This is a genomic window from Bradyrhizobium sp., from assembly GCF_052389815.1.
In the GTDB taxonomy this organism is placed as follows: Bacteria; Pseudomonadota; Alphaproteobacteria; order Rhizobiales; family Xanthobacteraceae; genus Bradyrhizobium.
Window position 1 is genome coordinate 17,848 of record NZ_JBQTHN010000059.1, and the last position, 25,653, is coordinate 43,500.

The following is a 25,653-nucleotide window of genomic DNA, read 5'->3' on the forward strand; positions in this document are numbered from 1 at the left end:
TTGCTGCTGCAAGAGTTCGCCAAACACAATGACGGCGCAGTCGACAAGGATGACTGCCGCAGGCAGTGCCGGCGAACGACGCGGAAACGGAAAACGCCCATCGGGAGGATGCATGTCCGAGGTCACTCGACCAAGCCTAACCGACATTGTCGAACTCCATCCAATGTATTTCTTGCGGTGGGAAGATTCCGAGCAGGCGCACGTTCTTCTCTATCCCGAAGGAATTGTGAAGCTCAACTCCTCCGCCGCCGAGATTCTCAAGCGAGTAGTCGGCGGCCGCCGGATCGACGAGGTGGTGGCGGAATTGACCGCGCTCTGCGACGGCCAGGACGTTTCCGCCGATATTCTGGAATTTCTGGAGATTGCCAATGACAAAGGCTGGACCCGCGTTAAGGCTTGACGGTCAGGGCAAGCCGCTTTGGCTCGTCTGCGAACTGACCTACGGCTGTCCGCTGAAATGCCCGTGGTGCAGCAACCCGCTCGACCTCGGCTCCGCAAAGAATGAGCTCTCCACCGAAGAGTGGATGCGGATCATGCGCGAGAGCCGCGCGCTCGGCAGCCTGCAACTCGGCTTCACCGGCGGCGAGCCGTTGATGCGCCGAGACCTCGAGGAGCTGGTCAGTGAGGCCGATCGCCTCGGCTACTACACCAACCTGATCACCTCCACCGTCGGCCTGAGCGCCAAGCGATTGGCGCGGCTCAAGGACGCGGGCCTGAAGCAAATTCAGGTCAGCCTTCAGTCCCACGACGCTGCGACCACCAATGCCCTGGTGGGAGCGCCGGTCCACGATCACAAGATCGCCATGATCCGGGAAATCAAGGCGCAGGGATTTCCGGTCGTGTTGAACATTCCGGTCGTGCGGCAGAACATCGCCCACACCAGCGCCTATCTGGAGATGGCGCTGGATCTGGGTGTCGACTACGTGGAATTTGCCAACGTTCAGTACTACAACTGGGCACTCGTCAATCGAGACGAACTGATGCCGACTCTCGAGGAGCTGAAGGCATCGGAAGCGGCAATCAATTCGTTCCGCCAGCGGATCGGCAGGAAGATGATCATCTTCTTCGTCATCCCGGATTACTTCAACGGACGTCCCAAGGCGTGCATGAACGGCTGGGGAAGCATCATCATGACGATCGCGCCCGACGGCCTCGCTCTGCCCTGCCAGGAAGCGCGCGTGCTCAAGGGGCTCGACTTCCCCTCGGCGCGTGAGCATTCCATGCAATGGATATGGAATGAATCTCCTGCATTCCGCCGCTATCGCGGCGACGAATGGATGAAGGAGCCGTGTCGGAGCTGCGACGAAAGGGAGAAGGACTTCGGTGGCTGTCGCTGCCAGGCCTATCTGCTGACCGGCGATGGCGCCAACTCCGATCCGGCTTGCGCGAAGTCGCCGTTCCACCACCTGGTCGAGGAGGCCATCGTCGAAGCCCATCGGCCGCAGCGCAATTCACGCCCGCTGGTGATGCGCGAGGCCGGCGCGGCTCCCTCGACATAGGCCTACTACCTATTGCCGATATTCGCAGCGGTAGGTCGCGCCTAGCTTCGAGTGTGCACGTTAGACCATGGAAAGGTGTGCTATGAAGTGGGAAAAGCCTGCCTATTGCGACTTGCGAATGGGTTTTGAAGTCACAGCCTACGTCTTTGTCCGCTAATTCGAGAAGGGAGAGGGACCTTCGGGTCCCTCTCCGCCCGCCTGCACAACCCCGATCGAGCTCCTCATGGCCCCGCCGCCCCCGTTCCGCGCGACCGTCTTGGATTCCGTCTGGGGCACGATCGCTTGCGGCGTGGCGTTGACGGTCGTTATCGCACTCGCAATTCGCGTTCTCGTCCTTGGACACTTTTGATGCATTCCGGCTGATCGATCTCGCCTTGCGCTGGCTGCACGTCGGCGGAGCCCTGATCTGGATCGGCCACAACTACGCCAATTTCATTTCTCGTCCCGACTTTATCCCGTTTGCCGGCGAGGCCCGGCCTGCCGATGCTGCCGGGAACGACTTTCAATCCCGACTTCAGCGCGAACACGGGACCTTCCGCTGGGCTTCGGTGGTGGTCTGGTTGACAGGCTTGGCAATGCTGTCGCGCAACGGGATGCTGGTGGATGCCGTGACCTTGTCGGGAGCTGCGGCTCCTATCGGGGTTGGATTCTGGATCGGGACCATGATGGTTATGAACCTCTGGCTCGTGCTTTGGCCACATCAGAAGAAAGTCCTGGGATTTGTTCCGGCGTCACATGAAGAGAGGGTGCAATGCTCACGCGTGACGTTCCTGTCGGCGAGGGTCAACACCATGCTGTCCATTCCGCTGCTGTTCTTGATGATGGCAGGCGGGCACGGTTTGCTGCTGGGCTGAAGACCGGCGTCCATCGCCTTGCGCTGACTGCTTGCGAACTCGCTTGCACGGTGCCGGTCGCACCGCGAAGCTCCTCGAAGGCCGATGCCTTCGGCATCAGCTTCACCTCACCCGTCGGCGTTGCCGCAGGATTCGATCGTTTTGGCCGCGTCGGCCGCCGGTTCGGTCATCTTGGATTCGGCTTTGCGGAACTCGGAACCGTCAGCCTGAACGGCGGCCCCGACCGCCCGTCACTTGCGCAAGCCGTGCTCGCGGCCCGCCGTCCCGGTCCGGCCAGGCTCGGCATTGTGGTCGGCCCCGACGACGGAGGCACCTTGACCCAGGCAATGGACGGCGTGGCGCAATGCCTTGAGGTCCTGGCTTCGTCGGCCGACTACGTCAGCCTCAGCTTGTGTGGCAAGGGCGGTTCATTGCGCTGGCCACTGCCCCAAAGCCTTGCCCTCCTGCGGCGGGGCGCCCGGGTCGTCCGCGCAGGACCGTTGCTGCTGAAGATCCCGGCGGGGCCGCATCTCGGCGATCTTGCCGAAGCTGCCGGCGCAGCATGTTTCGACGGGATCGTCGTCGAGGGAGCCGACGCCGCGCTCATCGCGGACCTTCACTCCCTCATGCCCGTTGTCGCGGTTGGAGGGATTCATTGTCGCGGCGACGTGCGGAATCGGATGGATGCCGGTGCTTGCCTCGTTCAATGTTGCCGCCCGCTGATGCGCTACGGACCGTTGGCTGCTGTCCCGTTCTGGCAGCAATGAGGGGCGCCAATCCTCAGGCCTCCCGCCATCTACCGGCGCCGCAGCGCGCGCCAAACCCGCAGCAATTTTGCAGAATGCGAAAGGATGCGCATCTCGGGGAAGGACGGCGCCGGCTTCGGCGAATCCACCGGTTCCGGCGCTGCTTCCATGGCGGCGATCGGCGGGGCTTCGACGGCAGGGATGACGGGCGATGCGGATGGCTGCGGCACTGCGCGCGGCGCGCTCGCCTGCAGCAGCCGCTCTACCGGCAGCGGTGCCGCCGGCCTTTGCGGCTGCGGATGACGCGCCCGCGCCACCGCAAGCCCCTTGTCGAAATCGTCGGGATTGAACCACTTCTGCCCGCGCAGGATGTCGATCAGATCGTCATCCCACAGCCGTTCGATCGGGATGTCGAACTCGCCGCCGTGCTTCTGGTTGATCGCCTGCATCCCGAATCCGGTGACCGCCCATTGCCGGCCGATCCAGAAGATATCGCGATGCAGAGGCATTTCAGAGCATGATCCCGAAAAGTGGGAGCCGGTTTTCGGACAAGATCATGCTCCAATCAAGATAACCAGCCTATTCGATCGTCTTGAGCCCGCCCATATAGGGTTGCAGCACGTCGGGCACGGCGATCGCACCGCCCTGCTGCTGGTAGGTCTCCATGACCGCAATCAGCGCGCGGCCGACCGCGGTGCCGGAGCCGTTCAGCGTGTGCACGAAACGCGGCTTGCCGTCGGGACCGCGCGAGCGCGCATCCATGCGCCGTGCCTGGAAATCGCCGCACAACGAGCAGGAGGAAATTTCCCTGTAAGCTCCGCCGTCGCCCTGCCCGGGCATCCAGACCTCGATGTCGTAGGTCTTCTGTGCGGAGAAGCCCATGTCGCCGGCGCACAGCGTCATCACGCGGTAATGCAGGTCGAGCCGGCGCAGCACTTCCTCGGCGCAGGCCAGCATGCGCTCCAGCTCGTCCTTGCTGTTGTCGGGCGTTGCGATCGACACCAATTCGACCTTGCTGAACTGATGCTGGCGGATCATGCCGCGGGTGTCGCGACCCGCCGCGCCCGCTTCGGCGCGGAAGCACGGCGTCAGCGCCGTCAGCCGCATCGGCAGCTCCTTCTCGTCGAGAATGGATTCACGAACGAGATTGGTGAGCGAGACTTCGGCGGTGGGGATGAGCCCAAGGCGCTGGCTGCGCAACTCTTCGGCCGGCGCGGCGAGCAACTCGCCCTTGATTGCCCAGAACTGGTCGTCCTCGAATTTCGGCAGTTGCCCGGTGCCGAACATCACGTCGTTGCGCACCAGCAGCGGCGGATTGATTTCGGTGTAGCCATGCTCGCCGGTGTGAAGATCGAGCATGAACTGCCCGATCGCGCGCTCCAGCCGCGCCAGCCCCTTCTTCAGCACGACAAAGCGCGCGCCGGAAAGTTTGGCGGCCGCCTCGAAGTCCATGTAGCCGAGCGCGCTACCGAGATCGTCATGCGGCTTCGGCGCAAAACCGTATTCGCGCACCTTGCCAAATACGTGATGCCGAACATTGCCGTGCTCGTCGGTACCATCGGGCACTTCGTCGAGCGGCAGGTTCGGGATCGCCGAGAGCTCACGCGCCAGTTCCTCGTCGGCTGTCTTTGCGGCGGCCTCGAGCTCCGGCATCTTGGTCTTGAGCTCTGCGACCTCCGCCATCAGTTTGTTGGCACGCGCCTCGTCCTTTGCCTTCTTGGCGTCGCCGATTTCCCTGGAGGCCGCGTTGCGCCGCGCCTGCGCCTGCTCGGAGGCCAGGATCGCGGCACGGCGCCGCTCGTCGATCGCCAGCAGCGACGGCGACGATGGCGCGAGCCCGCGCCGCTTGAGGCCGGCGTCGAAGGCTTGCGGGTTATCGCGGATCGCTTTGATGTCGTGCATGGCCAGTCATTCCTGCGTCATGGCCGGGCTACTCCGCTCAAGCTCCGGCGAGCCGGGTGAGCTCGTTGCCTTGGCGGAGCCGGGTCGCGGCCCCCCTCTTCCGTGCAAGGTCTGTAAAAGACGCGGATGCCCGGGACAAGCCCGTGAGCGACCCATATCTTGATGATTGTTGTCGGCGATGCAGGGTCTGGCATACCCGGTCATCAGGCGGTACGAGCCAGTATTCGCAACTATTGTTTTGACGCGGTCCAGCGTCCGCTACATCCATCGGATCGCACAAAGGAACCGGAGCCGGTTGTCCCTGAGAAGCGGCCAGTGCTGGTCCAGCTCAAACCCGAGGCGGATCCGCCGGACCGCGTGGAGCCATTGGGGCTGACCTGACCCGAACTCAATTCGCCCGAAATACGGCCGCCGGAGACGACAAATCGCTCGGTGCTTCTGCCGCAGGGTGTACCCACGGCAACGGCAACCCAAGCGCCGTCGAAATTTCCGCCACCGCCGCCGCTCCCACCTTCGCTTTTCCGCGACGCGCGACGGGGCGTCTCGGCCTCGGGCTTGCTTTTTCGCGCGGGCTTTTCGCTCTCGACCGCACGCGGAGTCTGGCGCGACCCGGACAGCGACTTTTCGTCATTGCCAATGCTGCCGCCGGCGCTGCCGGACTGCGCGAGCGCAAGGCCCGCTCCAGACCCGACCGACAGCAGCAGCAACACCAGACCAGTCCTGGTCGAACGGCGAATGACATTTTGGACAGGCATTGCCTTCAAATTCCTCAAGGAAAAAACCCTAGCGGCCCGAGCCGTCGGCACAGACCGCGCCAATCACCCGGCAAGACTTGCCAGTCTTGCCGCACTCGTCAAGCGCGGCTTGTTTGGCGCGCTGAATGGTTTCGCGCTCAACCAGCGACCAGGATTCGGCCGAGATCGCGAAGGCGCCGCATCGGTCGCCAAAGAAGCTCAGCTCCATCGCGCATTTGCTCGCCCCGCAATTCTTGCGCGCATCGTCAACCGCGGCCCGGCGCGACGTGTGGTTCCAGGAAATTCCCCATTTGTCGTTGTCGGGGCCGTAGACAATCGATCCCCACGGTTTCAGATCGTTCATTTTCCGCAAGCGCATCAGCACCCCTTGGGTGGCTTCGCCTGACGGCTTCAAATTGCTCTTTTCCTGAAACTTGGCGATCGCCAGCTTCATGCCGGTCTTGCCGTCGGGCAGCTCCGGATCAAAATTGTGCTCGTACAGACGTTCGCTCAATTCCCGCAGTAGCGCTGCATCCTTGATCGGCACGTAGTCGGGATCCGGGCGCAGCGTATCGGCGACCCGCGCCTCCGGCGGAGGTGCAATGGCTACCTTGGGCAACGAAGCCGCCGCCGCAGGCGCGACAAAATAGAAAGTGCCGTCGATCGGCGAGGAGGACACCCACGGTTGCTGCGCCCCGCCGGTCTCCCGCTTTACGGTGAGGCCGACCTGATTGAAGGTCTGGAAGATGTCCAGCCCCGGCTGTTTGACTGTCGTGGCCAGCGCCCTGGTATAGGGGCTGTGGCCATCGCGGCCGTCCAGGGCGACGCTGCCGGGCTGTGTCGCATAGGAGATCAGCGTGCCCTCCGGAGCCCGCATCTGGGCAAGGCCACCCTCGGACGAGCGCAATCCGCGGGCGCCGAAGGGATTGTTGCGGCAGGCGTCGAGGATTACCATGTTCAGCCGCGTACCGGACCCCTGCATCTGGCGCAGCACGAGATTGACGTCCACCATCTGGAAATCGACGTCGGCCTCGCGCGTCGGATTGGCGCTGACCGGCACCAGATAGTTCGAGCCTGTCACTTGAACGCCGTGGCCGGCATAGTAGAACAGCGCGACGTCGGCGCCCTGGATCTGCCGCCCGAAGTTTTGCACGGCGTTGTCGAGCGCCATCTTGTCGAGGTCGAGCTGGGCGCGTCCGCCGACAAGGGTGAAGCCGAGGCTCGACAGGGTATCTGCCATCAGCGTCGCGTCGTTGCGGGGATTATCGAGCCGAGCAATGTTTTGATAGGCTGAGTTGCCCACCACCAGGGCAATGCGCTTCGCCGCAGCGGCGGGACCGGTCGACAGAAACGACAGCACGACAACCGCGGCTGCCACCGCGTGGCGATTTCCTGAATGGATCGATAGTGCCCCCCGCATCCCTAACGCATCCCACAATTCAGCTGTGGCAGACTAGCATCCGGCAGGCACTGCGAAAAGCGCCGCCGCTCCCTGATCTGCCCCCTCAGCGATCTTGCGGTAGATAACCCCTATTCCGCGGGATTGGTGGCGGACGGCGCGCCGGCGGAGGCCGTACTGCTCGCGGTCGCCTTCTTTTCCACGATCTGCACGGCGAAGATGGCGCCCTCGTAGAGCACGAGCAGCGGGATCGCCAGCGAGGCCTGGCTCAGCACGTCCGGCGGGGTCAGCACGGCCGCGATGATGAAGGCGCCGACGATGAAATAGCGCCGCTTCTCGCGCAGCATTTTCGAATTGACGACGCCGATCCGCCCCAGCAGCGTCAGGATCACGGGCAGCTGGAAGGCGATGCCGAAGGCGAAGACCAGCGACATCATCAGCGACAGATATTCGCCGACCTTGGGCAACAGCTGGATCTTGGCGGTGTCGTCGCCGCCCATCTGCTGCATGCCGAGCGAGAAGCGGGTCAACATCGGCATCACGACGAAGTAGACCAGCATCGCGCCGAGCACGAAGAACACGGGGGTGGCGACCAGATACGGCAGGAAGGCGTTGCGCTCGTGCTTGTAGAGGCCGGGCGCGACGAACTTGTAGATTTGGGTCGCCACGATCGGGAACGAGATGAAGGCGGCGCCGAACAAAGCGAGCTTCAGCTGGGTGATGAAATATTCCAGCAATGCCGTGTAGATGAACGTCGAGTTCTCCGCCCCGGCCACCCAGACATACGGCCAGACCAGCACGTTGTAGATCGGCTTGGCGAAGAAGAAACAGGCGATGAAGGCCACGCCAAAGCCGAGCAGCGCCTTGATCAGCCGCGAGCGCAGCTCGATCAGGTGATCCATCAACGGCGCCTTGCTGGCCTCGATGTCTTCGGCGCTCATGACGCTTTGGCTTCCTTCGGCGCGTCGATTGCCGGCGTTGCTTCCTGCGGCGGGACTTCAGTTTCGCGGACGATCGCAAGCGGCTCGCTTGCCGCCGCATGGGTCTCGGCCTCGACGAAGGTCTGCGGCGTCGGAGCCGTGGGCTCGGTCGGCATCACCGGCTCGCTGGCGGTGGAGGCGGCCTGCGCGTCGGCGGGCTTGTCGATGGCGAGCGCGTCGCTGACGTCCTTCTGCAACTCGGTCATCACATTGGCGCCGCTGAAGCCGGTGGCGACATCCTTGACCTCGTCAAAACTCTTCTTGAGGTCGGCCATCTCGGCCTCGCGCATGGCCTCCTGGAACTGGCCCTGGAATTCGGTGGCCATCCGGCGGGCCTTGCCGATCCACTGGCCGACCATGCGCAGCACGCCGGGCAGCTCCTTCGGGCCGATGGCAATCAGCGCGACGACCGCGATGACGACCAGTTCAGTCCACCCGATATCGAACATGAAAAAATCCGCTCACGCGCGAAGCCAGTCAAAACCCCCGTTCCTTAGCAGGATTTGAGGGTGCCCGCGGCTCTTCTCGACCGGCCTCGCCCGGACTTTAGACGGCCTTGCTGCCGACGTCCGACCGGCTCGCCGTAGGCGCCGGCGTGGAATTGTGGTCGATGGTCTTCACCGGCTCGGCAGGCTTTTCGGCCTCGTCTTCCTTCATGCCCTTCTTGAAGGCCTTGATGCCGTTGGCGACGTCGCCCATCAGGTCGGAAATCTTGCCGCGGCCGAACAGCAGCAGGACCACTGCGATCACGACGATCCAGTGCCAAATGCTAAGCGAACCCATCCTGCAACCCTCCAAAGATACTGGGCCCGCGCCGGCCCTGGCTTTGAGCGGAAGGTAGGCCCGCAAGGGTCCAAAAACAAGGACTTGGGCCGCGGCAAATCGCTGTGGGCCTTACGTATTTTTGCTACCGTTAACCCCGGAAAGTTCAGTTGAGGGAACTAGTTGCCCTCGCCTTTCTCAGGGTCTTTTTCCGGTTCTGCGGCGGGCGCCAGCAATAGCTCCAGCGTATCGCCCGGCTCCAGCGCGTCCTCGTCCTCGCGCAGCGCCGGATCGTCCGACGGGTTCGGCACGTTGAAGCCGGTCGGCAGGCGGGAATCCAGGAGGCCCGTGCCCTTCAGCTCGTCGAGACCCGGCAGGTCGGACAGCTGCTCCAGGCTGAACTGGGTCAGGAAGGCCTCGGTGGTGCCGAAGGTCAGCGGACGGCCGGGCGTCTTGCGGCGGCCGCGCGGGCGGATCCACCCGGTTTCCAGCAGCACGTCCAGCGTGCCCTTGGAAGTGACCACGCCGCGGATTTCCTCGATCTCGGCGCGCGTCACCGGCTGGTGATAGGCGATGATGGCGAGCACCTCGATGGCCGCGCGCGACAGGCGCCGCGTCTCCGTGCTTTCGCGGGTCATCAGCCAGGATAGATCGCCGGCGGTGCGGAAGCCCCACTTGTTGGCGACGCGCACGAGATTGACGCCGCGCGGCGCATACTCGGCCTGCAGCTGCGCCAGCGCCGCCTTGATGTCGACGCCATCGGGCAAGCGCTTGGCGAGCGTCGCCTGATCGATCGGCTCGGCGGACGCGAACAGCAGCGCCTCCAGCAGACGAAGCTCCTCGGGGCGTGCTTGCAGATCGGCGGGGGGTGCCTCGTCGTCCGCCACGCGTTTCTCCGCCAGGCTTGCCATGGGCAAAGTCTCCTTCTTCACTTACTCGACCGGAGCTTCCGGCGCGGCAGCGGCTGCCTGCGCCGGACGTTTCCGGAAGTACAACGGCGCGAACGCCGACTTCTGGTTCAGCTCCATCTCGCCTTCGCGCACGAGCTCCAGCGCCGAGGCAAAGCTCGAGGCAAACACCGTGGCCCGCTGCGAGGGATCGACGACGTATTGCATCAGCAGCTCGTCGAGGCAGCTCCAGTCCTCGGCCATGCCGACCAGCCGCTCCAGCGAGGCGCGCGCTTCCGACAGCGACCACACCGTGCGCTTGGCCAGATGCACGCTCGCCAGCACGCGCTGCTGGCGCTGCGAGGCGTAGGCCGTCAGCAGGTCGTAGAGCGTGGCGGTATACCGGGGATGGCGGATCTCCGCGATGTTTTCCGGAGCGCCGCGCGGAAAGATATCGCGCTGGAACTGCGGCCGGTTCATCAGCCGGTTCGCAGCTTCCCGGATGGCTTCCAGCCGGCGCAGACGGTTGGCGAGCGCCGTCGCCATCTCTTCGGCGCTCGGCCCGTCCGGCGTCGGCGGCTCCGGCAGCAGCAGGCGCGACTTCAGATAAGCGAGCCACGCCGCCATCACGAGATAGTCGCCGGCAAGCTCCAGGCGGATCTTTCGAGCCGCCTCGATGAAGGCGAGATACTGGTCGGCCAGCGCCAGGATCGAAATCTTGGAGAGGTCGACCTTCTGCTGCCGCGCCAGCGTCAGCAGCAGGTCGAGCGGCCCTTCATAGCCGCCGACGTCGACCACCAATGCCGGTTCGCCCTCGGCGATCTCGGCCGGCCGCCCGGTCTCGAAGGACAGAATTTCCGCGGTCATGCGATTCCCGTTTGTTGCACCAACGCGTCGAGCTCAGCCCGCGCCGCCTCGCGGTCGAACGGCACTGGCGGCTTGCGCGACGCCAATGCTTTGTTCGCGCGCTCCAGCGCCTTGCCGGACAATTCCGGCGTTTGGCCGGCGACCTCGCGCATCTCGTCGAGCTTGCCGTTGCAATGCAGGACCATGTCGCAGCCGGCCGCGACGATGGCCCGCGTCCGCTCGGCGATCGATCCCGCCAGTGCGTTCATGGAAACATCGTCACTCATCAACAAGCCCTGGAACCCGATACTGCCGCGAATCACCTGTTCGACGATTGTCGCAGAAGTCGTCGCCGGTTGGGCGGGGTCCAGCGCGCTAAACACAACATGTGCAGTCATCGCCATCGGCAGGTCCGCCAATGGGATAAACGCCGCGAAATCGGTCCGTTCCAGCTCCTGGCGCGAAGTATCGACCGTCGGCAGGCGGAAATGGCTGTCGGCCGTCGCCCGCCCATGGCCGGGGATATGCTTCAAGACCGGCAGGACGCCGCCCTGCTCCAGCCCGTCGGTAACGGCCCGCGCGATTGCCGCGACCTTGGCGGGCTCGGTTCCATAGGCACGGTTGCCGATCACGGCGTCGGCCCCGGCCACGGGAACGTCCGCCAGCGGCAGGCAATCGACGGTAATGCCGAGCTCGGCGAGATCGGCGGCAATCAGCCGGTTGCTCAGCCGCGCCGCCTTCAGGCCCAGCGCCGGCTCGCGGTCATAGAGGGAACTGAATACCGCTCCCGGCGGGTAGACCGGCCAATGCGGCGGCCCAAGCCGCTGCACCCGGCCGCCCTCCTGGTCGATCAGCACCGGCGCATCCGCTTCGCCAACGGCCTGCCGCAATTCGCCAACCAGCCGAGCCACTTGGGCCGGGCTATCGACGTTGCGCTTGAACAGGATGAAGCCCCACGGCCGCTCGGCGCGAAGAAAATCGCGTTCGGCGGCGGTCAGCTCGGTGGCGGATACGCCCGTAATGAATGCGCTAGATGGCATCGGGCGGGTTTGCCCTCAGCCCGCCCGGGGGTCAAGGAAACCGCGATTAATTGCTTTGGACGACGCACTGCCCGCCGGCGGTCTTCAGGCTGCCGCAGAACTGGACGGCCTCGTCCCGGCTGCCGAACGGTCCGACCATGGCGCGGTAGAACACGCCTTTTTCGCCGAGATCGGCCCGCTTGATCAGGGGCGAGCGGGATCCGAGCACGTTCGGGAACTTGCCTTGCAGCGATTTGTAGGACGCCTGCGCGTCAGCCTCGGTCTTTTGCGAGGAGACCTGTACGACGTAGCCGCCGCTGGTCGGGGCCGGCGCGGGATTGACCGCAGCGACCCTTTGAGGCGGTTCGTTGGCTGCAGGCGCGCCCGGGGTAAGCGAGAGCGGCGCGTTGGCGCTGGCGTTGGCCGAGGTCGGCGGATTGCGCGGCGCAGTGGCCGGCGGCGGAGCGGCGGGCTGGGTCCGGGGGGCAGCAACCTGTGCCGGAGCCGCGCCTGGCTTCGGCGCACCGCCGGGCATGCCAGCATCCGCAGCGTCACCCTTCACCGACAGCGTCTTGACCCGCCGCGGCTCGTTGTTCGGCAAGGTGCCATTGGCGGCGGTGTTCGCCGGCGGCGGGTTCGGAACGACGCTCGCGGGCGAAGGCGGATTGGCGTTCTGGTTCAGCGGCGGGAACACGACGCGCGGACCGCTGCGGGCGTTGACGTCGACAGGCGTCTCTTCGCGCGGGACGATCTTCTCGTTGCCGTCGCCGAAGGTCATGCGATCCGGCGCCTTCGGCGCGGCCTCGGATTGCGCCGGCACGATCTTGGTCGGGCTGTGGTCGGCCTTGATGATCGGCGGCTCGCCGCTGCGCGGGGAGCCGACGAAGGTGCGGTAGGCAAAGGCCGCGCCGGTGCCGACCACGGCGAGCACCAGCACCGCTGCAACCGTGATGATGCCGCCGCGCTTGCGCGGCTGCTCCTCCGGCTCCTCGTCATAGGCGCCCTGATAGGCATAGGGATCGTCGGGATAGGCGGGCTCGCGCTGATAGTCCTGCGCGGACTCGATCTGGCCGTACAGCGCATCGTCGTAGCGCGACGGATCGGTCTGCTGCGGCTCCTCGGCGTATTGCGGCTCTTCCCGGTATTGATACTGCGCATGCTGCTGCGGCTGCGCGGCCTGCTGCGCCCCATGGCGGTGCAGCGGATGCACCGGGGCCGGCTGACAGTCCGCTTCGTCGTCATATTGCGGCTGCTGCGGCGCTCCCTGCTGCGCTCTCGCATTGGCGCGTTGCATCCACGGCGGCGGGCCTGCCGGCGGCTCGGATTCCGGCTCGTACTGCTCCGGCTCGTACTGCTCGGGCTGATACTGCTGTTGCGGCTGGTATTGCGGAGCTTCGTAACGCGGCGCGGCCTGCGACTGCGGCTTCGCATTGGCGCGACCCATCGCAAACGGATCGGTCTGGCCGATCAGGCGGGCGAGCTCGGCGAGCGGATCGCTCTCGGCCTTGTGGCCATGCTGATCCGTGCCGCGACCATAGTCGTCATGGGCGGGAAACGGTCGGTCCTGATATCGATCAGCCATCGCTATCGATGCATCCCCTTCAGGAAGGAGCCAAGTCGTACGAGCAACGAATTGTCACCTGCCAGATGCCGCGGACATCCCCATGTGCGCGGCCTGCTACCCCTAGCTACTCAAAGCTACCTCATTTCGGTCGGAGCGTGGACGCCAAGTACGGCCAGTCCAGACGCCAGAACCGAAACGACGCCCTGGACCATGGCCAGGCGCGCTTTTGTAAGCTCTGCATCATGATTGATAATGAAGCGTAAATGGGGCAAATCGCGGCCCTTGGTCCAAAGCGCATGAAATTCGCTGGCTAAATCATACAGGTAAAAGGCGATTCGGTGTGGTTCATGTGCGGTGGCGGCCGCCTCCACCGTCCGGGGGTAGACCGCCAAGCGCCTCAATATTTCGAGTTCCGAGGGCTCGGTCAGCCGCTCGACCGCAGAGCCCGCCAGATACGCCAAACGGGCCCCGGCCTCCTCCGGCAGGTCGGGAACCACCTCCTCCCGCGCGTTGCGGAAGACGGAGTGCCCGCGGGCATGGCCGTACTGGACGTAGAAGACGGCGTTGTCCTTGGACTGCTCGATCACCTTGGCAAGGTCGAAATCCAGCACCGCATCGTTCTTGCGGAACAGCATCATGAAGCGCACGGCGTCCGAGCCGACCTCGTCGACGACCTCGCGCAGGGTGACGAAATCGCCCGACCGCTTCGACATCCTCACCTGCTCGCCGGCCCGCAGCAGGCGCACGAGCTGAACGATCTTGACGTCGAGCGTGGCCTTGTCATCGGTCACAGCCTTGATCGCGGCCTGCACGCGCTTGATGTAGCCGCCGTGGTCGGCGCCCCACACGTCGATCAGGTCGCGGAAGCCGCGATCGTACTTGTTCTTGTGATAGGCGATGTCGGAGGCGAAATAGGTGTAGGAGCCGTCCGACTTGATCAGCGGACGGTCGACGTCGTCGCCATAGGCGGTAGCGCGGAACAGCGTCTGGACGCGGTCCTCGTAGTCCTCGACCGGCTTGCCCTTGGGCGGCGGCAGGCTGCCTTCGTAGATGTCGCCCTTGGCGCGCAGGAAATCGATGGTCTCGGCGACCTTATTGTTGCCGGCCTCGATCAGCGAACGCTCGGAGAAGAACACCTCATGCTTGATGTTGAGCGCGGCAAGGTCGCCCTTTATCGCGTCCATCATCATCGCGATCGCCCTGGCGCGCACGACCGGCAGCCACGCGGCTTCGCTCATCGCCTTGAACTTGTCGCCATGCTCCTGCGCGAGCGCCTCGCCTACCGGCTTCAGGTAGTCGCCGGGATAGAGTCCTTCGGGGATTGCGCCGATGTCCTCGCCGAGCGCCTCGCGGTAGCGCAGGAAGGCCGAGCGCGCGAGCACGTCGACCTGGGCGCCGGCATCGTTGATGTAATATTCTCTGACAACATCGAAGCCGGCGAACTGCAGCAGGCTTGCCAGCGCATCGCCGAACACCGCGCCGCGGCAATGGCCGACATGCATCGGCCCCGTGGGATTGGCGGAAACGTATTCGACGTTGACCTTCTGCGCTGCACCGATTGCGCTCTGGCCGTAGGCGGCACCCTCGCCCAGCACCGTACGCAGTTCGGAAATCCACGCCGACGGCTTCAGGGTGAGATTGATGAAGCCGGGTCCGGCGACATCGACCGCCGAGATCAGATCGTCGGCGCGCAGCTTCTCCGCGATCCTGTCGGCGAGCTCGCGCGGCTTTGATTTGGCGTCTTTGGCGAGCACCATGGCGGCATTGGTCGCCATGTCGCCGTGGCTGGCATCGCGTGGCGGCTCGACCACAATGCGCGAGAAATCGACATTCGGGGGCCAACCGCCCTCGGCGGCCAACGCGCGGCAAACCGCGTGAACACGGGCCAAAACGGCGGCAAACAGGTGCTGGGACGGGGATTTTTCGGCCATAAGCCGCCGCCTAACGTAAATCCGGGGTCGAGTCAAAAAGCCTTTGATGCTCGATCAGCGCGTAGCGGTCGGTCATCCCGGCGATGAAATTGCCGATCCGGCGTATGCGTTCCGTCTCGGTTTCCTGGCCCGTGCCCTCCAGCCATTCCGCCGGCAGGTCGCCGGGCGATTTGCGATAGCGTTCGAACAGGTCGGCCACGATCCGCTCGGCCTCCCCCATCACCCGCATCACCCGCGCGTGGCGGTACATGTGCTGATAGAGAAACGCCTTGATCCCCGCTTCCGCTTCCGCCACGCCGGCCGGGAAGGCGATCATCGCCTGCTTCTGGTTGCGCACGTCCTGCGCCGATTGCGGCTGCGCCGCGGCAATCCGCTTCCCCGCCTCCGTCATGACGGCGGTGATCAGATAGGAGATCAGCTCGCGCACCAGCTCCGCCCCGCGCCGGACCTCGTCGAGGGCGGGATAGTGCTGCGCGATGGCGGCAATGACGTCTGCGATCAGCGGCATCACTTTGAGGTCGTCGACGCGGAACAGGCCCGCGCGCAGGCCGTCGTCGATGTCGTGCGCGTCGTAGGCGATGTCGTCGGCGATCGCCGCGACCTGCGCCTCCATCGAGGCGAAGCTCCAGAGCTCGAGGTCGAAGTCCCTGACGTAGTCGGAGATGCCGACGGGAACGCCGTGCGCGCGATATGGCCCGATTGGCGTGCCGCCCCGCTCGGTGAGCGGGCCGTTGTGCTTGACGATGCCTTCCAGCGATTCCCAGGTCAGGTTCAGTCCGTCGAATTCGGGGTAGCGGTGCTCCAGCGCGGTGACGACACGCAGCGCCTGCGCGTTGTGGTCGAAGCCGCCATGGCCGTTCAGGCAGGCATCCAGCGCCCGCTCCCCGGCATGGCCGAACGGGGGATGGCCGAGGTCGTGGGCGAGCGCCAGCGTCTCGGTGAGGTCTTCGTCGAGTCCGAGCTGCCGCGCCATCGCGCGGGCGATCTGGGCGACTTCCAGCGAGTGGGTCAGGCGGGTGCGGTAATGGTCGCCCTCGTGGAACACGAAAACCTGCGTCTTGTGCTTCAGCCGGCGGAAGGCGGTGGAATGGATCACCCGGTCGCAATCCCGCCGGAACGGGCTGCGGGTCCGGCTCGGCGGCTCCGCAAACAGCCGCCCGCGGCTTGCGTCGGGGTCGCAGGCAAAGGGCGCGCGCGGGGCTGCCATTCCGACCGTCACGGCAATTTAATCCTTATGCATTTGATTCCGCTTGTCCGCGCACTTAACTATGGAGAACGCGGGATACCAAATGAATTGGCTATGACGCCCGAGCATGATCCGGAAAAGTGGGCCCCGGTTTTCCGAAAGATCATGCTCAAAATAGAGAGAGACGAATATGACTGCTGCCATCACCGTCAGCGAGCGGGCTGCCCGCCGGATCGGCGAGATCCTCAAGGGCGAAGGCGACGGCGCCATGCTGCGCATCAGCGTCGAAGGCGGCGGCTGCTCCGGCTTCCAGTACAAGTTCGACGTCGACCACGCCAAGGCCGAGGACGACCTCGTGATCGCCCGCGAGGGCGCGGTGGTGCTGGTCGATTCCGCCTCGGCGCCGTTCCTCGCCGGGTCGGAGGTCGATTTCGTCGACGACCTGATCGGCGCCTCGTTCCGCGTAGTCAACCCGAACGCCACCGCCTCCTGCGGCTGCGGCACCAGCTTCTCGATCTGATTTCCTAATTCGCCGCGAACAGCGCTTTCGCGTTGCCATTGGCGATCTGCGCCGCGACATTCGGCGGCAGCTGGTCGAGCCATGCCCGATAGCCGGCGATGATGTCGCCGTAGCTGGCCCAGCGCTCGGATATCCAGGTGTCCGAGCCGATCAGGAAGCGGTCGGGGAATTTCTCGAACAGGCCGCGCCACTCCGCCGTCAGCTTGCCGCCGCCATCGACGATGCCGCTGCGATAAGACAGTTCGCCCCACAGCTTCGGATACTTCGTCAGCAGCGCCGCGACGCGATCGGTCGACAGACCGAAGCCGGTATGCGCCCAGACGATCTGCGCCCGCGGATTGTGCCGCATCAGGATTTCGACCGCTTCCTCGTCGGCATGGGCGTGGAGGTAGAGGTTGTTGGCGACGGCGAAATCGACGACCTTTTTCACCACCTCGGTATCGGCCGCGCGTCCCGAGATGTGGAATTCGCCGATGCCGCGATAATAGCCGCGCTTGAACTCTTCCTGCACGAGCTCCAGCGTCAGCGGATCGCCGAACCAGGTCTGGATATCCGCGCGAACGCGGTAGGGGCGGATGAAGGGCACCACCCATAGCCCTTCGGGCCTGGCGTCAACAAGCGCATGGGTGCCGGTGTTGGGACGGCTGGTGGCGAGGATGCCGGTGACGCGGTTCTTGCGGAACAGCGCCAGGACTTCCTCGACCTGATAGTGGGGCTTCGGCTCCCAATTGTAGTGCAGATGGGCGTCGAAGATTTCGATCGGCTCGGCGGCGCGGGCATCGCGGGAAAATCCCGCGAACAGCACAAGGGCGGCGAGCGCCGCGGCGGCCCGCATTGCCCTGCCCGCTCCGGTCATTCGGCCGCCACCGCGCGCGGCGGCTCTCCATCGCCGGCATCCTCGGCCTGCGGCTCGAGACGGCGCTTGAGGCGGCGGTCGATGCGGTCGAGATAGATGTAGACCACGGGGGTGATGTAGAGCGTCAGCAGTTGCGAAAGGCAGAGACCGCCGACCACGGCAACGCCCAGCGGCTGGCGCAACTCCGCGCCCGCGCCGGCGCCGAGCGCGATCGGCAGCGTGCCGAAGATCGCGGCGAAGGTCGTCATCATGATCGGGCGGAAACGCAGCAGCGCCGCCTCGCGGATGGCGTGCTCGGCCGACAGGCCGACGCGGCGGCGCTCCAGCGCGAAGTCCACCATCATGATCGCGTTCTTCTTGACGATGCCGACCAGCATGACGATGCCGATCATGGCGATGACGGACATCTCCATCTTGAACAGCATCAGGGTCAGGATCGCGCCGATGCCGGCCGACGGCAGGCCCGAGATGATGGTGATCGGATGGATGAAGCTCTCGTAGAGGATGCCGAGGATGACGAAGGCGGCGAACACGGCGGCGAGGATCAGGACGCCCTGCCCGCTTTTCGAATCTTCGAAGACCTGCGCGATGCCCGAAAAATTCGTAACGATCGTGGGCGGAAGATTTGCGGCGCGTTCGAGATCCTTGATGCGATCCGTCGCATACCCCAGCGAAACGCCCGGCGCGAGGTTGAACGAGATCGTCACCGCCGGCTGCTGGCCCTGGTGGTTGATCTGCAGCGGGCCGACGCTCGGCATCAGCTTTGCAACGGCATCGAGCGGGATGGTCTGGCCGTTCGCCGTCTTCATGTAGAGCTTCGACAGGTCGGACGGATCGACCTTGAAGCGCGGGTCCGCCTCCAGGATGATCTGGTAGTCGTTCGACGGCATGTAGATGGTGCCGACCTGGCGCGTGCCGAAGGCGTTGTAGAGCTGGTTGCGCACCTGATCGACGGTGACGCCGTAGATCGCCGCCTTCTCGCGGTCGATGTCGACCGTCATTTGCGGGTTCTTGATGTAGAGATCGGTGGTGACGTCGAGCAGACCCGGGAGCTTCTCAATCTTGTCACGCATCTCCGGCGCGGTGCGATAGAGCGCCTCCGTGTCGCCGCTCTGCATCACATATTGATACTGGCTCTTCGAAATCCGCCCGCCGATATTGAGGTTCTGGATCGGCTGGAAGAACACCTGCATGCCCGGCACCTCGCGCGCCTTGGCCCGAAGCCGTCCAATGATCGCGTTGAGATTCTCGCGTTGCTTCTTCGGCTTCAGCGCTACGAACAGGCGTCCGTAGTTCGCCGTCGTGTTCGGCCCGCCGGCTCCGACGGTGGAATTGATGTAGTCGATCGCCGGATCGGCCTTCAGCAGATCGACCAGCGCCAGCTGACGCTCCTTCATCGCCTCGAAGGAAGTATCGGTAGCGGCTTCGGTCACGCCGATCAGGAAGCCGGTGTCCTCCTGCGGGAAGAATCCCTTCGGCACGATCATGTAGAGGTAGACGGTGCCGCCCAGCGTTGCGAACGTCACCATCAGCATCAGGAACTTGCGGGCCAGCACCCGGTCGAGCGTCCACTCATAGGCGCGGAGCCAGGCATCGAACATGCGCTCGAACGCCCGCAGCACGACGTTGGGCCTCCTGGTCGCGTCATGCGCCTTCAGCACGCGCGCGCACAGCATCGGCGTCAGCGTCAGCGATACGAAGCCCGACACCAGGATCGCGACCGAGATGGTGACGGCGAACTCGCGGAACACGCGGCCGACGATGCCGCCCATCAGCAGCACCGGAATGAACACCGCAATCAACGAGAAGGTGATGGAGATGATGGTGAAGCCGATCTCGCGCGCGCCCTTGAGCGCCGCCTCGAACGGCCGCATGCCGCGCTCGATGTGGCGGACGATGTTCTCCAGCATGACGATGGCGTCGTCGACCACGAACCCGACGGACAGCGTCAGCGCCAGCAGCGTCATGTTGTTGATGGAGTAGTCGAGCGCGTACATCGCCGCACAGGTACCGATCAGCGAGATCGGTACTGCCAGCGCCGGAATGAAGGTGGCGGAGGCCGAGCGCAGGAACATGAAGATCACGAGGATGACGAGCCCGACGGCGATCAACAGCGTCGCCTCGACGTCGGCGACCGCCTGGCGGATCGAGATCGAACGGTCCATCAGCACGTTGATCGAGACCGATGGCGGGATCGCAGCGCGCAGTGCGGGCAGTTTGGCAAGGATGGCGTCGACCACCGCCACCGTGTTGGCGTCCGGCTGCTTCTGGATGCCCAGCACGATCGAGCGGTTGCCGTTGAGCCAGCTCGCGATCTTGTCGTTCTCGACGCTGTCGTAGATGCGCGCGACCTCGTCGAGCTTGACCGGCGAGCCGTTGACCCACTTGACGACGATCTTGCTGTAGTCGGCCGCCTTGTCCATCTGGCCGGAGGCCTGCAGCGCCACGTCCTGCTTCGGCCCGTTCAGCGTGCCGACCGGCGTCGACGAGTTGGCGCTGGCGACTGCGCTGCGGATGTCTTCCATCGACAGCCCGCGCGCGGCCGCCGCCGCCGGATCGGCCTGGACGCGGATCGCGAATTTCTGCGCACCATACACCGAAACCTGGGCGACGCCCGGCAATTGCGAGAGTGCCTGGCCGATGGTGATGTCGGCATATTCGTTGACCGTGGACAACGGCAGCGTCGGCGATCCGAGCACGACGAACAGCACGGGGAAGTCGGCCGGGTTCACCTTGCGGAAGCTCGGCGGGATCCGCATCTCGATCGGCAGCCTGCGCTGCGCGATCGTGAGCGCGGTCTGCACGTCGAGCGCGGCAGCATCGATATTCCGGTTGAGGTCGAACTGGACGGTGATGACGCTGGTGCCTTGCGAGGAATTCGACGTCATCGAGGAGATGCCGGCGATGGTCGAAAGCTGACGTTCGATGACGCCGGCGACCGAGGCCGCCATCGTATCGGCGCTGGCTCCGGGCAACGTCGCGGTCACCGCGATGGTCGGGAAATCGACCCTCGGCAACGCCGATACCGGCAGCAGGCGAAATCCGAACACGCCGAACGCGATGATCGTCGCCGTGATCAGCGTCGTCATCACCGGGCGGCGGATGCAGAGTTCGGAGAGCGTCATGGGCTACGCCCCGGCCTTCCTGGCGCGCGGCTCGACCCGCGTTCCTTCCGACAGCAACAACTGACCGTCGGTGACGACGCTTTCGTCGCCTGACAGGCCTTCGGCGATCACCGAATAACCCTGGAAAGTGCGATCGACCTTCACCGGCTGCACCCTGGCGGCGCCATCCTTCACGACGAAGACGAAGTTGCCGCTCTGGCTGCGCTGCACGGCGATGGTCGGCACCACGACGGACTCCTCGGTGCGGATGATCAGCTTGGTCGAGACCAGCGTCCCCGGCCACAGCGTCTCGTTGCCGTTGTCCATGATGCCGCGGACGGTGATCATGCCGGTGGCGGCATCGACGGCATTCTCGACCATCGCGACCTTGCCCTCTTCCGAACTATGCCGGCCGGGAACGGTCGCAATCACCCGCGAGCCGTCCTTCGCCATCGCCTCACGCAGATCGACCAGCACGCGCTGCGGGACCGCGAAGGTGACGTAGACCGGCGCCATCTGGTTGATGACGGCAAGCGGCTGGGCGTCGGCCGGGCGCACGAAATTGCCGACCTTCACGTTGGCCGTGCTGATGCGCCCGGCGAACGGCGCGCGGATCTGAGTGTAGCTCTTCTGGACCTTGTAATTGTCGAGCACGGCCTGATCGGCCTTGATGGTGGCGGTCAGCGTGTCGGACTGCGTCCTGGCATTGTCGAGATTGACCTGGGTGGTCGCACCCTTGGCGACGAGGTCGGTGTAGCGACGCAGGTCGCGCAACGCACCTTCGAGCTGCGCCTGGTCCCTGGCCAGCGTGCCCTCGGCCTGCTCGATCTGGGCATCGATCTGGCGGGAATCGAGGGTGAACAGCAGATCGCCTTCGTTGACCCTGGCGCCGTCCTGGAAATGCACGGCCACGATGGTCGTCTCCAGCCGCGATTTCAGCGCCACGCTGGAGATCGGGGTGACAATGCCGTTGGCATCGACATCGATGGGAACCGGTTGGCGCTCCGCCTTGGCAAGCTCGACCGAGACCGCGCGCGGACGCTGCGGACCCTGGGTGCTTGTATTGCCGCCCATCCAGGAAGTCCGGGTCACAAAGGCACCCGCCGCTGCAATGCCAAGCGCGCCTGCCAGGAATATCCAGGTTCGTTTGTTCATCGTTGTCACGTCCGCCGGTCAATAACACCGGCGCCGCCTGTTCCGGCCTCTTGACGGCGAATTTTGTGCCTTGTTTGTAAATGGTTATCACAGCCGGGCGGCACATGGTATGCCACTAAGCTAAATTGTCGGTAATGGTCGGCCTTCTCCATGCGCATTGCTACCTGGAACGTTAATTCGATACGTCAGCGGCTCGAAAACCTCCTCACATGGCTGAAGGAATGCTCGCCGGAAATCGTCTGCCTGCAGGAGACCAAATGCACTGACGAGGCCTTTCCGCGGCTCGAGATCGAGTCGCTCGGCTACAACGTCGTCTGCCACGGGCAGAAGACCTTCAACGGCGTCGCGCTTCTCTCCAAGCTGCCCTTCGACGAGACCAAGTCGGGCTTGGCCGGCGACGACGAGGACGCCCATGCCCGCTTCATCGAGGGCGTGGTCACGCTGAAGCGCGGCGTGATGCGGGTGGCGTGCCTCTATCTGCCTAACGGCAATCCCGCCCCCGGCGACAAATATGCTTACAAGCTCAAGTGGATGTACCGCCTTCTTGAATATTCGAAGGAGCGGCTAAAGGCCGAGGAGCCGCTAGTGCTGGCCGGCGATTTCAATGTCATCCCGGCGGCCAGCGACGTCTACAACCCCGCGGCCTGGACTGACGACGCCCTGTTCCGCCCCGACACCCGCGAGGCCTTCCAGGCCCTGCTCGGCCTCGGCCTGACGGACGCGCTGCGCGCCGTCAGCGATGCGCCGGGGCAATATACGTTCTGGGACTACCAGGCCGGCGCCTGGCAGAAGAACTGGGGCCTGCGGATCGATCATCTGCTGCTGTCCCCGCAGGCCAGCGACCGGCTGGTCGATGTCGGCATCGATAGCTCTGTGCGGGCCTGGGAGAAGCCGTCGGACCATGTGCCGGTCTGGGCGGATTTCGATCTCGAGACGGCCTGAAGCGACCCGCCGCAGCCTCAGTCGCGGCGGCCCTTGACCCAGTGCTCGATCATCTGCAGCGCCATGGCGCGGTCGCTCTCGGAGGCCTTCGCGATCGCCCGGTTGTAGCTTTCCTTGATCCAAGCCTCGTCGGCACCGGCGTTCTCGCGCGCCAGGATCAGCCACATCAGGCCGCGGGCGCGCTGCGGCGGCATCTGCTCGCCGTTGAACAGCATCTGTCCGAGCAGCGCCTGGGCTTGGTACTGGCCCTTCTGCGCGGCCAGACCCAGCCAGCGGATGCCCTGGCGGAAGCTCTCGGGCGAATTGCCGGTGCTCTTGAAGTAAAGCCGGGCTAGGTCGTACTGCGCGTCCGCATTGCCGAAATAGGACGCCGCATAGGAGAACATCTCCCGCGCCCGCTCCGGATCGGACTTCACCTTCGAATTCGGAATGCCGCTGAGGTAATAGCGGCCGAGCGCGACGAAGGCGTTGGCGACGATGCCGGCCTGCGGCGCCGACGGATTGTCCTCGGCGTGCTGGTTGGCGATCCGGCTGAAATATTCGAAGGCGCGCAGGTCGTTCTGCGCCACGCCGTCGCCGTCGGCATACATCCGCCCGAGCTTCCACTGCGCCACGGGATGGCCGCCCTCGGCGGCATATTCCAGGGCCATCATCGAGGAGGACGTCGCGTTCGCAGGCCCGGGAACCGCGGATGCCGGCACGGCTGCCGGCGGAACCGGCTTGTTGTTGAGCTGCGCGGCCGCCGCGGGCGGGGTCGCTACGACCCCCAGCGGCGCCGCCGACTTGACGCGCGAGTTGACCGGCGTGCCATCGAATCCGAGCGCGGGAGCCAGCGGGATGGCCCCCAGAACGAACGCAATTATGGTACGCCTAGATGTCCGCATAACACTGTTTCTCGTGTGCGCCACCTGGGTGGGTAACCGCCCCATCCACCGCCGGCCCAACCTGCTGGGCATACTTCCACAGCGCACCCGACGTATGATTAGTCGCGCGAGGGGCCCATTTGGTCTTGCGTTGAGCGAGTTCGGCGTCGGTCAATTTTACGTTAAGGGTACCGGCCTCGGCGTCGATCTCGATGATGTCGCCGTCCTGCAACAGGCCGATCGGGCCGCCAACGGCCGCCTCGGGGCCGACATGGCCGATGCAGAAGCCGCGGGTGGCGCCGGAGAACCGGCCGTCTGTGATCAGGGCGACCTTGCCGCCCATGCCCTGCCCGGTCAGGGCCGCCGTGGTCGACAGCATCTCCCGCATGCCCGGACCGCCGCGCGGCCCCTCGTAGCGGATGACGAGGACCTCGCCCTCTTTGTAGGTGCGCTTCTGGACGGATTCGAAGGCGTCTTCTTCGCGGTCGAAGCAGCGGGCCGGCCCGGTGAATTTCAACTTCGACATGCCCGCGACTTTCACGATCGCACCTTCTGGGGCGAGATTTCCCTTCAGGCCGACGACACCGCCAGTGACGGTGATCGGCTTGTCGGCTGGGCGCACGACATCCTGGTGCGCATTCCATTTCACGCTTTTGAGGTTCTCGGCGATCGTTCGGCCCGTCACGGTCAGGCAATCGCCGTGCAGAAAGCCATTATCGAGCAACGTCTTCATCAGAAGCGGAATGCCGCCAACCTCAAACATGTCTTTGGCAACATAACGGCCGCCCGGCTTCAAATCGGCGACATAGGGTGTTTTTTTGAAGATTTCGGCGACGTCGAACAAATTGAATTTAATGCCGCACTCGTTGGCGATCGCCGGCAAATGCAGCGCGGCGTTGGTCGAGCCGCCGGAAGCGGCGACCACGGCGGCGGCGTTTTCCAGCGCCTTGCGGGTGACAATGTCGCGCGGACGCAGGTTTAGCGCGATCAGCTCAACCACTTTCTCGCCGGCGGCGGAGCAGAAGGCATCGCGGATCTCGTAGGGCGCCGGCGCGCCGGCCGAATACGGCAGCGCGAGGCCAATCGCCTCGGAGACGGTCGCCATGGTGTTGGCGGTGAACTGGGCGCCGCAGGCCCCTGCCGAAGGACAGGCCACGCGCTCGATTTCGTCCAGATCATCGTCGGACATCTCGCCGACCGAGTGCTTGCCGACGGCCTCGAACATGTCCTGCACGGTCACAGGCTGGCCGCGGAAGCTGCCGGGCAGGATCGACCCGCCGTAGATGAAGATCGAGGGCACGTTGAGGCGGACCATCGCCATCATCATGCCGGGCAAGGACTTGTCGCAGCCGGCAAGGCCCACCAGGGCGTCGTAGGCGTGGCCGCGGACGGTCAGCTCGACCGAGTCGGCGATGCATTCGCGCGACGGCAGCGAGGAGCGCATGCCGTCATGGCCCATGGCGATGCCGTCGGTGACGGTGATGGTGCAGAATTCCCGCGGCGTGCCGCCGCCGGCCGCCACGCCCTTTTTCACCGCCTGGGCCTGGCGCATCAGCGCGATGTTGCAGGGGGCGGCCTCGTTCCAGCAGGACGCCACGCCCACGAAGGGCTGGTGAATCTGCTGGGTCGTCAGGCCCATGGCGTAGAGGTAGGACCGGTGCGGCGCGCGCTCGGGCCCTTCCGTCACGTGACGGCTGGGGAGCCTTGCCTTGATGTTCGTCCTGGCGTCCATCGCGCGGGTCCGTTCCACCGGACAACTCGCTTGCGGTCCCGGGAGGTCCCTCCCTTCGCCTCTGCCAGCCCTGTGGATTTCTGGGGAAATGATTTCATGGAGGGGTGTGGCTAAAAAGCGGCGTTCGGTTCCACCATCCGCCTTTCCACTCAAATGTTAGCCATCTGTTGCCCCGGCGACACAATCGTTGCCG

The 25,653-nt window shown here is 64.8% G+C and carries 25 protein-coding genes; 7 read left to right on the forward strand and 18 right to left on the reverse strand.

Translation table 11 applies throughout. The features are described 5' to 3' along the window. The first annotated feature begins 112 nt into the window (after positions 1 to 112). The 5 genes from pqqD to ACT4OC_RS10545 all read left to right on the forward strand — a co-directional run bounded on the left by pqqD (position 113) and on the right by ACT4OC_RS10545 (position 3,099). Complete coding sequence (pqqD, locus tag ACT4OC_RS10525) at positions 113 to 400, forward strand: pyrroloquinoline quinone biosynthesis peptide chaperone PqqD (RefSeq protein WP_444838920.1); 288 nt, start codon at positions 113 to 115, stop codon at positions 398 to 400. After that, on the forward strand, positions 369 to 1,499 hold the full coding sequence (pqqE, locus tag ACT4OC_RS10530) for a pyrroloquinoline quinone biosynthesis protein PqqE (protein WP_444838921.1): 1,131 nt from the start codon (positions 369 to 371) through the stop codon (positions 1,497 to 1,499). Before pqqD ends, pqqE begins: the two co-directional genes overlap by 32 nt. Before the next feature lie 82 nt (positions 1,500 to 1,581). Beyond that, on the forward strand, positions 1,582 to 1,656 hold the full coding sequence (gene pqqA, locus ACT4OC_RS10535; protein ID WP_008618162.1) for a pyrroloquinoline quinone precursor peptide PqqA: 75 nt from the start codon (positions 1,582 to 1,584) through the stop codon (positions 1,654 to 1,656). Between the two features lie 178 nt (positions 1,657 to 1,834). Beyond that, positions 1,835 to 2,353, forward strand: a complete 519-nt coding sequence (locus ACT4OC_RS10540) for a urate hydroxylase PuuD (protein ID WP_444838922.1) — start codon at positions 1,835 to 1,837, stop codon at positions 2,351 to 2,353. Continuing rightward, on the forward strand, positions 2,251 to 3,099 hold the full coding sequence (locus tag ACT4OC_RS10545; protein ID WP_444838923.1) for a hypothetical protein: 849 nt from the start codon (positions 2,251 to 2,253) through the stop codon (positions 3,097 to 3,099). The genes ACT4OC_RS10540 and ACT4OC_RS10545 overlap by 103 nt, the downstream gene beginning before the upstream one ends. A 29-nt stretch (positions 3,100 to 3,128) precedes the next feature. Here ACT4OC_RS10545 and ACT4OC_RS10550 read toward each other — a convergent pair whose 3' ends face one another. The 13 genes from ACT4OC_RS10550 to ACT4OC_RS10610 all read right to left on the reverse strand — a co-directional run bounded on the left by ACT4OC_RS10550 (position 3,129) and on the right by ACT4OC_RS10610 (position 16,321). Next, positions 3,129 to 3,587: a hypothetical protein gene (locus ACT4OC_RS10550; RefSeq protein WP_444838924.1), complete on the reverse strand. Its 459-nt coding sequence runs from the start codon at positions 3,585 to 3,587 to the stop codon at positions 3,129 to 3,131. A gap of 70 nt (positions 3,588 to 3,657) precedes the next feature. After that, a complete protein-coding gene (serS, locus tag ACT4OC_RS10555) occupies positions 3,658 to 4,980 on the reverse strand; it encodes a serine--tRNA ligase (protein ID WP_444838925.1) in 1,323 nt (440 codons plus the stop codon). Between the two features lie 230 nt (positions 4,981 to 5,210). Further along, on the reverse strand, positions 5,211 to 5,690 hold the full coding sequence (locus tag ACT4OC_RS10560) for a hypothetical protein (RefSeq protein WP_444838926.1): 480 nt from the start codon (positions 5,688 to 5,690) through the stop codon (positions 5,211 to 5,213). A gap of 73 nt (positions 5,691 to 5,763) precedes the next feature. After that, positions 5,764 to 7,134 (reverse strand): caspase family protein, encoded by a 1,371-nt coding sequence (locus ACT4OC_RS10565; RefSeq protein WP_444838927.1) that lies wholly within the window; start codon positions 7,132 to 7,134, stop codon positions 5,764 to 5,766. A gap of 110 nt (positions 7,135 to 7,244) precedes the next feature. Beyond that, positions 7,245 to 8,054 carry a twin-arginine translocase subunit TatC gene (gene tatC, locus ACT4OC_RS10570; protein ID WP_444838928.1) on the reverse strand — a complete coding sequence of 270 codons (810 nt, stop codon included), beginning with the start codon at positions 8,052 to 8,054 and terminating at the stop codon, positions 7,245 to 7,247. Next, complete coding sequence (tatB, locus tag ACT4OC_RS10575; RefSeq protein WP_444838929.1) at positions 8,051 to 8,542, reverse strand: Sec-independent protein translocase protein TatB; 492 nt, start codon at positions 8,540 to 8,542, stop codon at positions 8,051 to 8,053. The genes tatC and tatB overlap by 4 nt, the downstream gene beginning before the upstream one ends. Positions 8,543 to 8,639: 97 nt before the next feature. Further along, complete coding sequence (locus ACT4OC_RS10580) at positions 8,640 to 8,876, reverse strand: twin-arginine translocase TatA/TatE family subunit (RefSeq protein WP_444838930.1); 237 nt, start codon at positions 8,874 to 8,876, stop codon at positions 8,640 to 8,642. Positions 8,877 to 9,034: 158 nt separating this feature from the next. Continuing rightward, positions 9,035 to 9,766, reverse strand: a complete 732-nt coding sequence (gene scpB / locus ACT4OC_RS10585) for an SMC-Scp complex subunit ScpB (RefSeq protein WP_444838931.1) — start codon at positions 9,764 to 9,766, stop codon at positions 9,035 to 9,037. Between the two features lie 21 nt (positions 9,767 to 9,787). After that, positions 9,788 to 10,609, reverse strand: a complete 822-nt coding sequence (locus ACT4OC_RS10590; RefSeq protein WP_444838932.1) for a segregation and condensation protein A — start codon at positions 10,607 to 10,609, stop codon at positions 9,788 to 9,790. Next, complete coding sequence (nagZ, locus tag ACT4OC_RS10595; RefSeq protein WP_444838933.1) at positions 10,606 to 11,628, reverse strand: beta-N-acetylhexosaminidase; 1,023 nt, start codon at positions 11,626 to 11,628, stop codon at positions 10,606 to 10,608. The genes ACT4OC_RS10590 and nagZ overlap by 4 nt, the downstream gene beginning before the upstream one ends. Before the next feature lie 46 nt (positions 11,629 to 11,674). Beyond that, complete coding sequence (locus ACT4OC_RS10600; RefSeq protein ID WP_444838934.1) at positions 11,675 to 13,189, reverse strand: SPOR domain-containing protein; 1,515 nt, start codon at positions 13,187 to 13,189, stop codon at positions 11,675 to 11,677. Positions 13,190 to 13,305: 116 nt separating this feature from the next. Then, on the reverse strand, positions 13,306 to 15,102 hold the full coding sequence (gene argS, locus ACT4OC_RS10605; RefSeq protein ID WP_444838935.1) for an arginine--tRNA ligase: 1,797 nt from the start codon (positions 15,100 to 15,102) through the stop codon (positions 13,306 to 13,308). Between the two features lie 10 nt (positions 15,103 to 15,112). Further along, complete coding sequence (locus ACT4OC_RS10610; RefSeq protein WP_444838936.1) at positions 15,113 to 16,321, reverse strand: deoxyguanosinetriphosphate triphosphohydrolase; 1,209 nt, start codon at positions 16,319 to 16,321, stop codon at positions 15,113 to 15,115. 157 nt (positions 16,322 to 16,478) lie between these two features. Between ACT4OC_RS10610 and erpA the strand changes: the two genes are divergently transcribed. Continuing rightward, positions 16,479 to 16,808 (forward strand): iron-sulfur cluster insertion protein ErpA, encoded by a 330-nt coding sequence (erpA, locus tag ACT4OC_RS10615; protein ID WP_444838937.1) that lies wholly within the window; start codon positions 16,479 to 16,481, stop codon positions 16,806 to 16,808. Between the two features lie 4 nt (positions 16,809 to 16,812). Here the strand turns inward: erpA and ACT4OC_RS10620 are convergent, their stop codons facing one another. From ACT4OC_RS10620 to ACT4OC_RS10630, 3 genes are read right to left on the reverse strand one after another with little or no spacing between them, the layout of a single operon-like run. Further along, positions 16,813 to 17,643 (reverse strand): amidohydrolase family protein, encoded by an 831-nt coding sequence (locus tag ACT4OC_RS10620; RefSeq protein ID WP_444838938.1) that lies wholly within the window; start codon positions 17,641 to 17,643, stop codon positions 16,813 to 16,815. Between the two features lie 17 nt (positions 17,644 to 17,660). Next, positions 17,661 to 20,789, reverse strand: coding sequence for an efflux RND transporter permease subunit (locus ACT4OC_RS10625; protein ID WP_444838939.1), 3,129 nt, complete (start codon positions 20,787 to 20,789; stop codon positions 17,661 to 17,663). A 3-nt stretch (positions 20,790 to 20,792) separates the two neighbouring features. After that, positions 20,793 to 21,923 carry an efflux RND transporter periplasmic adaptor subunit gene (locus tag ACT4OC_RS10630; RefSeq protein WP_444838940.1) on the reverse strand — a complete coding sequence of 377 codons (1,131 nt, stop codon included), beginning with the start codon at positions 21,921 to 21,923 and terminating at the stop codon, positions 20,793 to 20,795. A gap of 150 nt (positions 21,924 to 22,073) precedes the next feature. Between ACT4OC_RS10630 and xth the strand changes: the two genes are divergently transcribed. Continuing rightward, positions 22,074 to 22,865, forward strand: coding sequence for an exodeoxyribonuclease III (xth, locus tag ACT4OC_RS10635; protein ID WP_444838941.1), 792 nt, complete (start codon positions 22,074 to 22,076; stop codon positions 22,863 to 22,865). Positions 22,866 to 22,882: 17 nt separating this feature from the next. On the opposite strand, the gene ACT4OC_RS10640 is transcribed toward xth, so the two are convergent. Beyond that, a complete protein-coding gene (locus ACT4OC_RS10640) occupies positions 22,883 to 23,749 on the reverse strand; it encodes a tetratricopeptide repeat protein (RefSeq protein WP_444838942.1) in 867 nt (288 codons plus the stop codon). Further along, the gene (gene ilvD / locus ACT4OC_RS10645) at positions 23,736 to 25,460 is read right to left on the reverse strand and encodes a dihydroxy-acid dehydratase (RefSeq protein WP_444838943.1); all 1,725 of its coding nucleotides are present in this window, start codon (positions 25,458 to 25,460) and stop codon (positions 23,736 to 23,738) included. The genes ACT4OC_RS10640 and ilvD overlap by 14 nt, the downstream gene beginning before the upstream one ends. Positions 25,461 to 25,653: the final 193 nt, after the last annotated feature.